13 protein-coding genes are annotated in these 13,347 nt (G+C 65.9%); 7 read left to right on the top strand and 6 right to left on the bottom strand.

Annotated elements, in window-relative coordinates; genetic code table 11:
- Positions 1 to 38: 38 nt before the first annotated feature.
- Complete coding sequence (locus ACQPZ2_RS34530) at positions 39 to 905, top strand: LLM class F420-dependent oxidoreductase (protein ID WP_433522249.1); 867 nt, start codon at positions 39 to 41, stop codon at positions 903 to 905.
- Positions 906 to 936: 31 nt separating this feature from the next.
- The gene (locus tag ACQPZ2_RS34525; RefSeq protein WP_433522248.1) at positions 937 to 1,479 is read left to right on the top strand and encodes a PaaI family thioesterase; all 543 of its coding nucleotides are present in this window, start codon (positions 937 to 939) and stop codon (positions 1,477 to 1,479) included.
- Positions 1,480 to 1,523: 44 nt separating this feature from the next.
- Here the strand turns inward: ACQPZ2_RS34525 and ACQPZ2_RS34520 are convergent, their stop codons facing one another.
- From ACQPZ2_RS34520 to ACQPZ2_RS34495, 6 genes are read right to left on the bottom strand one after another with little or no spacing between them, the layout of a single operon-like run.
- Complete coding sequence (locus ACQPZ2_RS34520) at positions 1,524 to 2,366, bottom strand: acyl-ACP desaturase (protein ID WP_433522247.1); 843 nt, start codon at positions 2,364 to 2,366, stop codon at positions 1,524 to 1,526.
- Positions 2,367 to 2,375: 9 nt separating this feature from the next.
- Entirely contained in the window at positions 2,376 to 3,251 is an 876-nt protein-coding gene (locus ACQPZ2_RS34515; protein WP_433522246.1) for an SAM-dependent methyltransferase, read from the bottom strand.
- A complete protein-coding gene (locus ACQPZ2_RS34510) occupies positions 3,248 to 3,508 on the bottom strand; it encodes an acyl carrier protein (protein WP_063041064.1) in 261 nt (86 codons plus the stop codon). The genes ACQPZ2_RS34515 and ACQPZ2_RS34510 overlap by 4 nt, the downstream gene beginning before the upstream one ends.
- Entirely contained in the window at positions 3,505 to 4,032 is a 528-nt protein-coding gene (locus ACQPZ2_RS34505; protein WP_433522245.1) for a PaaI family thioesterase, read from the bottom strand. Before ACQPZ2_RS34505 ends, ACQPZ2_RS34510 begins: the two co-directional genes overlap by 4 nt.
- Positions 4,033 to 4,035: 3 nt before the next feature.
- A complete protein-coding gene (locus tag ACQPZ2_RS34500; RefSeq protein ID WP_433522244.1) occupies positions 4,036 to 4,824 on the bottom strand; it encodes a ferritin-like domain-containing protein in 789 nt (262 codons plus the stop codon).
- A gap of 24 nt (positions 4,825 to 4,848) precedes the next feature.
- Positions 4,849 to 6,498, bottom strand: a complete 1,650-nt coding sequence (locus tag ACQPZ2_RS34495; protein WP_433522243.1) for a fatty acyl-AMP ligase — start codon at positions 6,496 to 6,498, stop codon at positions 4,849 to 4,851.
- A gap of 225 nt (positions 6,499 to 6,723) precedes the next feature.
- Between ACQPZ2_RS34495 and ACQPZ2_RS34490 the strand changes: the two genes are divergently transcribed.
- From ACQPZ2_RS34490 to ACQPZ2_RS34470, 5 genes are all read left to right on the top strand, one after another.
- Positions 6,724 to 7,962, top strand: coding sequence for a cytochrome P450 (locus tag ACQPZ2_RS34490; protein ID WP_433522242.1), 1,239 nt, complete (start codon positions 6,724 to 6,726; stop codon positions 7,960 to 7,962).
- Entirely contained in the window at positions 7,959 to 9,170 is a 1,212-nt protein-coding gene (locus ACQPZ2_RS34485) for a cytochrome P450 (RefSeq protein WP_433522241.1), read from the top strand. The genes ACQPZ2_RS34490 and ACQPZ2_RS34485 overlap by 4 nt, the downstream gene beginning before the upstream one ends.
- On the top strand, positions 9,167 to 10,573 hold the full coding sequence (locus ACQPZ2_RS34480) for an FAD-dependent oxidoreductase (protein WP_433522240.1): 1,407 nt from the start codon (positions 9,167 to 9,169) through the stop codon (positions 10,571 to 10,573). Before ACQPZ2_RS34485 ends, ACQPZ2_RS34480 begins: the two co-directional genes overlap by 4 nt.
- A 91-nt stretch (positions 10,574 to 10,664) precedes the next feature.
- Positions 10,665 to 11,927, top strand: a complete 1,263-nt coding sequence (locus tag ACQPZ2_RS34475; RefSeq protein WP_433522239.1) for a cytochrome P450 — start codon at positions 10,665 to 10,667, stop codon at positions 11,925 to 11,927.
- A 400-nt stretch (positions 11,928 to 12,327) separates the two neighbouring features.
- Positions 12,328 to 13,260 carry a LysR family transcriptional regulator gene (locus ACQPZ2_RS34470; RefSeq protein WP_433522238.1) on the top strand — a complete coding sequence of 311 codons (933 nt, stop codon included), beginning with the start codon at positions 12,328 to 12,330 and terminating at the stop codon, positions 13,258 to 13,260.
- Positions 13,261 to 13,347: the final 87 nt, after the last annotated feature.

Below are 13,347 nucleotides of genomic sequence, written 5' to 3'. Positions count from 1 at the left end.
GCCTCCCCGGCGCGCCCCGGTCGTGCCAGGCTCGGCTCATGCGACTGAGTATTTCTCTTGCCGACTTCACCTGGCCGGATTCACCGGGTGCGATCGGCCCGCGAGTCGACCGGATCGTGCGGGCCGCCGATCAGTCCGGGCTCGACTCGGTATTCGTCATGGACCATCTGTTCCAGATCGGTTCGAACGGCCCGGCGGAACACGACATGCTCGAGGCCTATTCCGCGCTGGGGTACATCGCGGCGCGGACGGAGCGAATTCGGTTCGGTGCTCTGGTCACCGCCGTCAGCTATCGGGATCCGGGTCTGCTGGTCAAGAGCGTCACGACCCTCGATGTGCTCTCCGGTGGCCGTGCCTGGCTCGGCATCGGCGCGGCCTGGAATGGTGATGAAGCCGCGGGTCTCGGCCTGTTCTTCCCGCCGACCTCCGAGCGATACGAGCGCCTGGAGGAGACTCTGCGGATCGCGAAGCAGATGTGGGCTGCCTCCGAAAAGCCTTTCCACGGAAAGCATTACACGCTCGAACGGCCGCTCAATGTTCCCAACGCGCTGACCCGCCCGCACCCGCCCATCATGATCGGCGGCCAGGGTGAGCGAAAGACACTGCGCTTGGTCGCGCAATACGCCGACGCCTGCAATCTGTTCGGTGAATCCGCCGAGACCGTCGCGGCCAAACTCGAAGTCCTGCGCGGACATTGCGAAGCCGTCGGCCGTCCGTACGAGGACATCGAAAAGACCATGGTCGCGTACTGGTACCCGGATAAATCGGTTGCCGAGCAGGCGGATTCATTCGCCCGCTTTGCGGATGTGGGTATCCAGCACGTCGTACTCGGCCGCCCCGGCCCGTTCGCGGACGAGGACTTCGAGCAGATCGCCGAATTGGTGCGCGCGGTCGCCGACCTCTGATTTCGATCAGCCGATCGAAGCTGGATATGCAGTGGGTCGTGGCCAGGTGCAGTTCACCGGGCGCTGGTCGAATGGGCTGGCATTGTTCGCCAGGGAGGAAGAGGGCATGACCAGCATCGATACTCACAGCAATGGGACCGTCGCCACCCGCGTCGAGGAATTGACGGCGGTATTCGAGCGGGGGCTGCAGGAGAATCTGGGGGTCGGCGCGTCGCTGGGGATTCGGCTGGAGACGGCGGGGGACGGGTACACCCGGTACTACCTCGATCCGAATCCGGCCACCATCAACGCCATGTTCACGGTGCACGGCGGGGTGATCGCGACGCTCATGGATACCGCGATGGGCAGTGCGGTATTCACGAAACTCGGTGACGGCGTGGCCTATACGACGTTGGAGCTGAAGGTGAATTTCATTCGGTCGGTGACTTTGGACGGATCGCGGCTCACGTGTGAGGCCAATGCGATTCACGTCGGGCGACGCACCGCGACCGCGGAGGGGCGGATCGTGGATGCGAACGGCAAGTTGATCGCGCATGGCTCGACCACGATTCTGGTGCTGAATCCGGAGCAGTGAAATGAATAGCCCTGCCTCCGAACATGTGGAGGCAGGGCTATTTGTCAGGCCAGCGCGTTGCACTCGCCGATGAAGCGAACCAATTCGTCGAGCCGATCGGATCTGGCATCCACCGTCCGGTCGATCACCTTCACCAGATGCTCATAGGCTTCGGTGTGGTCGTAGGAGGCCACATCGGCGATCTTCAGCGCCCACCGCCAGTAGCCGCGCATGGTATCGGCCAGTGGCATGCGGAAATTGGCGATGACATCGCGGATCGGCTCCACGGTCGCATCGCCCTGCACCCGCAGATACCGTCCGACCACATCGGCCATGAAGCTGAAATGCCTTGCCTCGTCCCGGGATAACCGGCCCAGCACCGCCGCGAGGATCGGGTCGCCGACCACATCGCGCAGGTGCTGGTAGTACATCTGGGTCGCCTTCTCCTGCACCAGCGCGTAGGCGAAGAACTGCACCGGATGGTCGTAGGGCAGATCGAACGGCTTCTGCCCTTCGATCGCCAATTCTTCACGGAGAGAGCCACGTTCAGCGATGCCGGATGCTTCCTGGTACCGCGTGAGTGCGCGTGCGTGGGTATCCTCCTCCAGCGCCCACCGCACGGTGAAGTGGTAGAGCTCGCGGTTGTGGACGAAGGTGGCCCGGTCCACGGTGTCGTCCACCGGGAAGTGCCGGTGGTACACGTCGAAATAGCCGGGCAGATGATCCTCGATGAGGGTGACGAACTGCACCGCCGAGCGCTGCCCCTCGGTGAGCCGGCCCGCATCGGCCAGCGACCAGTCGAAGGCGGTCTCCACATCCCAGGCCCGCGTGGCCGGGGAGGCGGCGAGGAAGCCGTCGACCGCGGCGGCCACCTCGTCGACCGGAATCAGAGCTGACTCCATACTCATCCACGTCTCCTACCGGGCATTGCGACAGGTCAGCGCGTAGTGCTTGGTCGTATAACCCCATCCGGCATTGGCGATCTCCAGGTAGTGCCGCAGCTTCGCGGCCAGCCCGGGGCCGTGCGCGTCGATGCGCTCGGCGGCGGCGTCGACATTGGCGATCCAGTCATCGATGGTGCGGCGGTAGTGCTCGGTGAGGTCGTCCACCGCGATGATCGAGAAACCGGCGTCCTCGGCGGCGGTCAGCAGCTCCGACAGTGGGCGCAGATCACCCCAGCCGAAAATATCCTCACGGACGAATTCGGTGCCGACGCGGGTGTCGAAGGCATTGCGGGCGGAGGCATTTCGAAAACAGCTTTCCGAGACGTAGAGTGCGCCACCACGCCGCAGCACCGCCCGTGCGCGCCGGAAGACCGCGCCGAGGTCGGGCATGTGCACGATCGAGCCGAGCAGGGTCACCGCGTCGAAGCTGCGCACCGGCAGGTCGAGCTCTTCGAAGTGTCCGACCTCGGTGTGCACCCGTTCGGTGACACCACGCGCGACGGCCTGTTCGGCGATGTACTCGTGCTGCCGCGGTGCCGGGCTGACTCCCATTGTGTCGCAACCGAATTCCTCGGCCATGAACAGGATCAGCGAACCCCAGCCGCAGCCGACATCGAGCAGTCGCTCTCCGCCGCGCAGTCCGAGCCGATCGGCGACGAAGCGCAGCTTCTGCCGCTGCGCCTGCTCGAGGGTGACTGTATTCACCCGCCCCGCCGACTCCGTCGGCTGCCATCCCCCAGTCCGCGAGTTGTACAGCGCCGAACTGTATTTGCGCAGCGGGTCGAGGAACTGGCCGAAGATATCCGGATCCAGGTCGTAGTGCTGGTTGGTATCGGCGGTGACGGTCATGCCGCCGCCTCGTGCAGGGCCCGATCGACCACCTTGACGACATCGGCGAGCGTCGAGAGACCGAACACGTCCTGGTCCTCCAGCTCGATGTCGTAGGTGCGTTCGATCTTGGCGACCATGCGCAGCACGCGCACCGAATCGACGCCCGCCATGCCGCGCAAGTCGACGTCGGGGCGCAGTTCGGCCTCGGCGATGCCGGTCTCGGCGGCGGCGATATCGGTGACGGTGCGCAGGATGTCGTCGGCGGTGTGGGTCATTGCTGAACTCCATTCGAAGAGAGGGCATTCGCGGTGGTCAGTGCGTGTGAGAGCAGGGCGACCTCGTCGTCGCGGAGGGTGAGTTGATGGCGGACCGCATCGAGTTCGAACGGCTGATAGGCCGCGCTGGATGTGGCGCAGACGGTGCCGTCGGCGTCCAGGATCTCGGCGGACGCCTGAATCGGCTGCTGCGATTCGGATAGTGTCGCCACACAGTGGTATTCGTGGTCGATCAGCAGTGGGGAAATGAATCGGGTGCGCTGCGAGATCGTGAATGCGGGATGGTGGCGGGCCAGCACGATGAGGTTGCCCATCACCTCATCGCAGATCACGCCGATGAGCCCGCCGTGCACAACCCCCGGGTAGGACTCGAAGCTGCGTCCGAGCCGGAACCGGGCCTGGAGGCCGTCCGGATGCGGTTCGAACTCGAGCCGCAGCCCGGACGTGTTGTGCGGGGAGCAGCCGAAGCAGTGGTAGTCCGGAATCACCGACCACGGCACCTGAACCGAGCTGTGTCGCTCCATGAGCTAGGCGATCGCGTCGGCGAGGGCGCGGCGGACCTTCGCATTGGAGGACAGGTCGAGGCCGGTCATATTGGCGAAGGTGCGGCGCACCTTGTCGTGCAGCACCTCCAGCTCACCCTCGGCGGCGACCTGTTCGAGGAACAGATCGAACCCGGTGTCGATGGTCTCGTGGTCGCCGAGTTCGCTGATGCCCGCCTTGAAGGTGCTCACCGGATGCTTGATCTTGGCCTCGGAGCTGTAGACGTAGAGGGTCTCCAGCACCGAGGGCAATTCCTCGGGCCGCTGCTCCAGCCGCTTGGTGGCGTAGTGGATGAATTCGCGGGCGTGTCCGGCCTCGTCGCGGCTCGCATTGAGCAGCAGGCCCTTCAGTACCGGCTCCTGCACCCAGCTCGCGACGGCGCGGTAGATGTGGTTCACCGTGAGTTCGGAGATGATGTTGGTGGCGAGGGTGGCCGAGGGAGTGCTGCCGGGCGCGTAGGGCTCGCGCATGGAGTCGACGGCCTTCTCGTCCACGCTCTCACCGACCGCGCCGAGCCAGGAGCGAAATGCGTAGTGGTGCTGCACTTCCTGGTAGCCCCACACCACGGCGAAAGTGGAGAAGTCGTAGTCGTCGACGAATTCGTTCATGAAACCGTGTACCGCGGCGATGACATTGGATTCGCCCATCGTCGCGCTCTTGGCCAGGGTCACGTATTCGGGACGGACCAGTGCGCGGTCGACGGCGTCGAGGTCCAGATCGGTCAGCCGCCAATGCAGGCGCTCGTAGTGACGGAAGACTTCATAGCTGTGCACAGGAGGCTCCAGTTCGGTCGAAGGTCATTGCCGTGGGGAGATGAGGTCGCGTGCGGCGAGGCGCTGCAGTTTGCCGCTGCTGGTGCGTGGAATGCTGCGTGGTGCAACGAGATACACCTCGACTGCGGCGAGTCCGAGCTCGGTGGAGATGCGGCCGCGGATCTGATCGGCGAGTTCGTCGGCCGCGGCGCCGGTGCGTTCGGATTCGGCGATCAGCGCGATGACATCCGCGCCATCGGGATCGGTCGCTGCGGTGCAGCGGCCCTTGTAGATGCCGTCGAGGTCACGCACGGCGGCCTCGACATCCTGGGCGTAGTAGTTGACGCCGCGCACCGTGATCATGTCCTTGCAGCGGCCGGTGACGAAGAGTTCACCAGCACGCTGGTAGCCGAGATCGCCTGTGCGCAGCCAACCTTCGGTATGCAGTCCCGCGACGCTCGACGAGTCGGCGGTCAGATAGCCCTCGGTCACCGAGGGGCCCTGGATATGGATTTCACCGACCGCGCCGTCCGGAAGTTCCGCACCGGTACCGAGATCCACGATCCGCAGTCGCAGATCGGCTACCGCGGAGCCGACACCGGCAACGGCGCGCGCACCGGGAGTCTCGGGCAAAACAATCTGTGCCCGAGCATCTTCCGCGAGTGCGGTGCGGTCAACCCACTCGAACAGCGGCTCGCGCCCGAGCGGTGGGAAGGCCACGGCGAGGGTGGCCTCGGCCATGCCGTAGACCCCGAACATCGTCGAGGGCGCGAAACCGGCGGGCGCGAAACGCTCGCAGAACGCCTCGACCACATCGCGGGAGATCGGTTCGGAACCGTTGAAGGCGATGCGCCAGCGCCGCAGGTCGTAGTCGGTGACCTCGTCCGCCGGGATGGCGTTGAGCAGCGCCTCGTAGCCGAAATTCGGCATGGCGGTGATCGTGGTGCCGCTGGCCGCGAATTCCGCGAGCCAGCGGGCCGGATCCTTGACGAACGCCAGCGGCGACCAGACGTGCGCTGGAATTCCGCGCAGGATCGCCGACAACGTGCCGAACAGGCCCATATCGTGGAACAGCGGCAGCCAGAACCCGCCCTGATCGGTCAGGTCGAGCGCGATGCCGGTGCGGATCGCGGCCAGCCCGCTGAGGGCGTTGTGATGGGTCAGGCGAACGCCTTTGGGGGTGGCCGTGCTGCCGGAGGTGAACTGCACGATGGCCAGGTCGTCGGCATTGATGGTGGGCAGCGGGGAGCTGTCCTCGGTGGATAGCGTTGCCGTGTCGACCAATTCGACGTTCACTGCGGTGTCGAGCAGCGCGGCAAGATCGGCGAAGCGGTGCGACACCAGCACCGTGCGCATCCCGGCGGCCGCCACAATGGTCGCGAGCTTCTGCGGATATCCGCTCAGCTGCGCGGAACCGGCGGGCAGAGGCAGGGGAGTCGCGGCACCGCCCGCCGCCGCGACACCGAACAGCCCGATCAGGAATTCGGGTGCGTTCGGGCACAGGATGCCAATGGGCTCGCCCCGCTGAATTCCGCGCCGGACCAGCGCTGCGGCAGCTGCGCGGGAGAGCCGGTCGAGTTCGGCGTAGGTCAGCGTTTCCGAAACCGACCAAAATGTGGCGGCCACCTCGGGGTGCTCGGCCGCGATCCGGGCCAGCCGGCCCGGCAGCGTTTCGACCGATTCCGCAGAATTCATGTCTGCCACGACAACAGCGAATTGTGACAGCGCCTTGAACGCATTGTGAATTACGGCCTGCGATAAACATCCGCGATCATTCAATCGCGTTGCCCGATAAGGTATTCGGGCTATGGCGCGATAGGAACGGGCAATCGTCGCCGTACCGCCGGGTGCGACGGCACCACGATGGACCGGAATTGTTTTCGCCCGGTGTCCATTTCGCATTCCATTCAGGAGTTGCCGGTGAGTTCCGACCATTCCGCGGTCGAGGAGTCGACCCCGGTGCAGCTGGCGGTCGTCGAGAGCGTCGCACCGCATATGCGACACAATCCGTATGACAGTTATGCGGTGTTGCGCGACGCGGGCCCCTTTGTACCCGGACCGCACGATATGCACCTGGTCACCCGTCACCACGAGGCACAGACGATCATGCAGGACCCGCGCTGGAGCCACGCCGAGGAACCGCAACTGCTGCACGGCGACAGCGATGTCGAACTGCCCGGCTCGTTCCTCTGGATGGAGCCGCCGGAGCACACCCGATTGCGCGGACTGGTCAGCAAGGCATTCACCGCGCGCACCGTCAGCGGCATGCGGGATCGGGCCGAACAATTGGTCGACGATCTGCTGGCCGAGATGCTCGCCGCGGGCGAGGTCGATCTGCTGGATGCGCTGGCCTATCCGCTCCCGCTCACCATGGTGTGTGAGCTGCTCGGCGTCCCGGCCGAGGCACATGAGCACGTGCGTCAGATCTCGACCGGCATCGCTCGCGGGCTCGATCCAGACCTGCTGCTCTCGCCCGAGGAATTGGCCGCACGAACCGCGGCGGTGCACGCCTTCCTCGAGTTCTTCGGCGATCTGGTGGAGCAGCGCCGCAAATCCCCACGCGAGGACCTGATCACGGCGCTGGTGCAGGCCGATGACGCGGGCGCTCGGCTGACTCGTACCGAATTGCTGGGCACGCTGCTGATTCTCGTGGTCGCCGGGCACGAGACGACCGTCAACCTGATCGGTAACGGGGTGCTCGCGCTGATCCGCGATCCCGAGGAGTTCGAACGGCTGCGCGAGTTCCCGGAACTGTGCGAATCCGCCGTCGACGAGGTGCTGCGCTACGACGCGCCGGTGCACCTCACCACTCGCACCGCGCACGACGTGATCACCGTTTCAGGACGGACTTTCGCGCCCGGCGACGCGGTGATCGTCCTGCTGGCCTCGGCCAACCGCGACCCGCTTGCCTTCCCGGACGCCGACAAGTTCGATATCGCGCGATACGCCAGGGGGCGAAAGGCCGAGCGGCACTTGTCCTTCGGCCTCGGCCTGCACTACTGCCTCGGTGCGCCACTCGCTCGACTGGAGATGCAGGTGGCGCTGCGTGCTATCGCCGATCGCGTCGGTGCCATGACCCTGCTCGAGGAACCGCGGTATCGGCCGAATGTGGTCGTGCGCGGCATGTCCGAACTTCATGTGCGGCTGGAGGAAAAATGAATACAGCCATCCCTATTACGTTCGATGCCTTCGATCCCAGCGAGCGGGCGGACCCGTATCCGGCATACCGTCGGGTGCGCGATGCCGCCGCACTGTTCCCGTACGAATTCGGCGATGTGCCGGTCACTGTGATCACCCGCTACGAAGAATGCGCCGCCATCCTCACCGGCTCGGACTGGGGTCACGGCTACGCGGCCGGAATCAGCCCGTTCCGCGACACCACCGCCGCGATTCCGGGTTCGTTCGTACGGATGGATCCGCCCGAACACGGCCGCTATCGCAAGCTGGTGGCGAAGGCGTTCACACCGCGGCTGATGGCGGAGCTGGTTCCGGTCGCCGGTCAGGTGGTCAGCGACCTGGTCGGCGCGGCGGTGCGCCGTGGCGAACTCGATGTGCTCAACGATCTCGCGGTACCCCTCGCCGTGGCGATGGTGCCGGTGCGGCTGCTCGGCGCCGATCCGGCCGATGGCGCACTGTTCCGCGAGTGGCAGCTGGCGATCGCGCGGGGCAGCGACCCGGATTCGCTGCTCGGCCCGGACGAGGTAGCCGCGCGCGGCACCGCGGCAATGGAGTGTATGGGTTACTTCGCCCGGCTGATCCAGCAGAAGAAGGCGAATCCGACACCGGATCTGTTGAGCGCGTTGGTGGCCGCGAGCGGTGAGCAGCTGACCGAGCCCGAGGTGATCGGGATCGCGCTGCTGACGCTGGTCGCGGGCATGGAGACCTCGATCAACCTGATCGGCAACGGCATGCTCGCGCTGCTGCGTAATCCGGCTCAGCTGCAACTGCTTCGGGACAATCCGGAGTTGATCGGCCCGTCGCTGGACGAGATGCTGCGCTACGACGCCCCGACCCAGTTCACCATCCGCGTCGCCCTGGCCGACACCACCGTCGGCGAGCACGAATTCCGTCGCGGCGACGGCGTGGTCGTACTCACCGCCTCGGCCAGCCGGGACGATCGCGTATACCCGGACGCGGACACCTTCGATGTCACCCGCTACTCCGGAAACCGCCCGGCGCGCAAGCATCTCGGCTTCAGCCTCGGCATCCACTACTGCGTCGGTGCGCCGCTGGCGCGAATCGAGGCGGAGGCGGCTCTCGGCACCCTGCTGGACCGGGCCCCGAAACTCGAACTCGCCACCGAAACCGTCGAATATCGGCCCAGCCTGATCCATCGCGGCATCGTGTCGCTGCCGGTGTCCCTGTGAGCGAGCGAACCGAAGCCACAGCCGGTCACCGAGCGCAGCGCGGCGAAGGCATGAACGAGCGGCGGCACGCGGTGGTGCTCGGCGCGGGCATCGCCGGATTGCTCGCCGCCCGGGTGCTCTCCGAGCACTATGCCCGGGTCACCATATTCGATCGCGACATGGTGGCCGGCACCGCCACGCGACGCGGTGTACCACAGGCACGGCACCTGCACGGGTTGCTGGATCGCGGCCGGACCATCATCGAACAGCTGTATCCGGGTTTCACCTCCGAAATGGCCGACCGCGGCGCGACCACTGCGGAGGCTTTGGTCGGAACCCGTTGGTACGTAGGCGGATTGCGGGCCGCGCCGACTCCGACCGGGCTCACTTCGGTAATCGCGACCAGGCCGCTACTGGAAGAGGTACTACGCCAGCGGACGCTCGCCACACCCGGCGTGCGCCTGTGCGAGGGGATGGCGCGCGGCCTGATCGGCGATGCGGCGCGGGTGCGTGCGGTGTCGGTCTCCGGCGGCTACGGTGCGGAGGCGCACGCCACCGACCTCGTCGTCGACGCGACCGGCCGTGGTTCCCGGGCGAGCGTATGGCTGGCGGCCCTCGGCGCGCGGATCCCCCTGGAGGAACGCCTCGAGGTCGATCTCGGCTACACCTCCGGATTCTTCCGCTGGCGGCCCGGACAATTGGGCGGCCAATCCTCGGTGATCATCTCCACCGGCCGGAACGGCCGTGGTGGTGGCGCGATTCGGGTCGAGGGCGACCGCTGGCACATCACGCTGGCAGGCATGCTCGGCGACCATCCGCCGACCGATCCGGACGGCTTCGCCGAATTCGCCGCCACCATCGCCGCACCCGATATCCACGAACTCATCACCACGTCCGAACCGCTCGATGAGTTGGTGCCGCACCGGTTCCGCGCACCGGTGCGCCGCCGATTCGAGCGGCTTTCCACTGTGCCGCAAGGCTTTCTGGTACTCGGCGACGCGCTGTGCAGCTTCAATCCGCTGTACGCGCAGGGCATGGCCGTGGCCGCACAGCAGGCCTTGGTCCTGCGTGACTGTCTGCGCGCCGGATCCGAGGCCGGGCTACCCGCCCGGTTCTACTCCGCCGCGGGCAAAGTGGTCGATGTCGCGTGGCAGCTCGCGGCGGGTGCCGACCTCAGCCATCCGGGCGTCATCGGATCGCGTACGACGCGCACACGCCTCACCAATGCCTATGTCGCCCGAGCGCATCGTGCCGCACATATCGATCCGCAGGTCGCGCGCACCTTTCTGCGGGTCGCCAACCTCGTCGAACCGCCCGCGGCACTCCTGCACCCGTTGATCGCGGGCCGAATCCTGCTGCGCGGCAACACAAAACCGGCCGCAGTAGCCGAACGCACACCGATCCTCATCGAACCGGCGAGGTGACGGGTCCGCAATGTCGCGCCCCGCACCGCCACATTCCGACCGGCCGCACCGCCAGTTCGGCGGTGCACCGCACAGAAGGGACCACCCCGACATGTCGCAAGCGAATACGGCGGTGGCGGATCAGGATTCCGCCATCCAGACCGCCATCGCCCAGTTATTCGGCCCGGAAGGCAGGCCCGACCCCTACACCCCCGCACGGGTTCTGCGCGAAGCGGGCCCGCTGCATCGGACCCCGCTCGGCCACCACCTGCTGACCCGCTACGAGGACTGCACGGCCGTTCTTTCGACCACGGCGTGGAGTCATGCGGAAGAGGCCGCGATGATGCATCCCACCGTGTCGCCGGATGATGCGCCCGAGGAACTGCCCACTTCGTTTCTCTGGATGGAGCCGCCGGACCACACCCGGCTGCGCAATCTGGTGACCAAGGGCTTCACCCCGCGCATGGTGACCCGGCTGCGCCCGCGCATCGAGCAGCTCACCGAGGAGCTCGTCGACAATGCTTTGGCCGCAGGCGAATTCGATCTCGTCGAGATGATCGCCTACCCGCTCCCGCTGATCATCGCCTGCGAGTTGATCGGCGTGCCGCCGGAGGCCTACGAGAAGGTGCACCAGTGGTCCCAGGACCTGGCGCGCGGGTTCGATCACGACTACACGCTGCCCGAGGAGGCGCTGAAGGCCCGCAGCGCCGGTTCGCGCGGCTTCATGGGCTACTTCCGTGAGTTGCTGAACGAACGGCGCCACGATCCGAAGGACGACCTGCTGAGCGTGCTGTCGCAGGTCGAGGACCGCGGCGATGTGCTCACCGAACAGGAACTGCTGGCCACCTGCATCACCACCTTCGTCGCCGGGCACGAGACCACCGCCAATCTGATCGGCACCGGCATGCTGCAGCTGATGCGCAATCCGGGCGAACTCGCGGCCCTGCGCGCACGTCCCGAGCTGACCGCATCCGCACCCGACGAACTGCTGCGGCTGGAGCCGTCGGTGCAGATCACCACCCGCGCCGCCACCCGGCCGATCACCGTCGCCGGACATGAGTTCGAAACCGGCGAAGGGGTTGTGGTGCTGATCAATTCGGCCAACCGCGACGATGCCGTCTTCGCCGATCCGGACCGGGTCGACGTCGCCAGGTATTCCGATCCGATGAATCCGGCCAAGAAGCACCTCGGCTTCAGTCTAGGCATCCACTACTGCCTCGGCGCACCCCTGGCACTGCTGGAGATGGAGGTGCTGCTCGACGTGCTGTTGCGGAAAGTGCGTGATATCGAGCCGCTTTCCGACGAACCGCCCTATAAGCCGAATGTGGTCATCCGCGGCCTGGAAGCTCTGCCGACGAGGTTCACCGCCAAGTGAGTTGTGCTCGGACCCGGTGTGATAACGCACCGGGTCCGAACGTGAGCGAGCGTCAGCGAGTGAACCATCAACACAGCGCGCAATTGCGCACGACGAAGCCGAGCGCCAGCGAGGCGCAGTCGTGAGCGAGCGTCAGCGAGTGAACCATCAACACAGCGCGCAATAGCGCACGACGAAGCCGAGCGCCAGCGAGGCGCAGTCGTGAGCTATTCGCTATTGCCTGGGTCCGTGGTTTCGGGGATGCTGGATAGTCGCGACTCCGCGATAGCACATATGCGAAACGCATAAGGGTCAGTTCACCCGGCCGCAATGGTCTCGGCGAAAACCGTCCGACCGCGGTTCATCCTCGGTTACCTGGCTCCGCTAACGTTTCGGGTACGCGGAATAAGGAGCCTGCGGCATGGAGTTCCGACATCTGGTTTCATTCATCACTATTGCCGAAGAGCTGCATTTCGGCCGCGCAGCGCAGCGCCTGCATCTCACGCAGCCCAGTCTCAGTGCCCAGCTGCAGAAGCTGGAGAAATCACTCGGCGTGCAACTGGTCGCACGTAACTCCCACGAGGTCAAGCTGACCCCGGCGGGCCGAGAATTCGAGAGTCAAGCCCGCATCATCGTGGCCCAGATGGACCGGGCCGCCCAGGTCGCCAAGGCGACCGCCGAGGGGCGCGCGGGCACCCTCAATATCGGTTACAACCTTCCGGCCAGCAGACATGTGCTGCCGGAGGCGCTCACCGGAATGACCGAACGACATCCCGATATCGTGGTGTCGCTGTGGGAGAAGCGCACCGGCCCGCAGCTGGTGGCGCTGGCCGACGGCTCGCTCGACGTGGCGCTGGTCTACGGCCACCCGAGCACCTCGGACTTCTCGTATCGCCGATTGCTGCACCGGGTTCCGCTGGTCGCGGTGGTCGGGCGAAGACACCGCTGGGCCGACCGGCCCGGTGTGCCGTTCGCCGAATTGGCGGGGCAGGAGTGTGTGCTGTTCGCCCGTGAACAGTGTCCGGCCATGTACGACTCCATCTTCCGCGCGGCCGCGGACACCAGGATCAGCTTGGCGGTCGCGCATACCGCGGATGATCCCGGTGCGACCGCGCATATGGTCTCGGTGCGTCCGTTCGTCGGATTCGCCTCGCTGCCGCGCGCGATCTCGATGGGGATGGGTGCGCCGGGCAGTAGCTCGGTGGCGGTCAAACTGTTCGATCCGGTGCCGACATTGGATTTGTACGCGGTGTGGCGTACGGATGAGACGAATCCGGCGGTTTCGTTTTTCCTGGATTGCATCGATTCCCCCGAACCGGCACGTATAGATATTGCCCGCGCGCTATCGGCTTGAGGCCTTCGATAGGCCATGACATTCGCGCGGTAGGAACCTCTGTATAGGCGGGGACGTAATTCGTTGCCGCCGACCAGAATTCGACAT

The organism is Nocardia pseudovaccinii, from assembly GCF_050942345.1.
GTDB classification, from domain to species: Bacteria; Actinomycetota; Actinomycetes; order Mycobacteriales; family Mycobacteriaceae; genus Nocardia; species Nocardia pseudovaccinii.
This window is presented reverse-complemented; position numbering and strand designations above follow the sequence as displayed.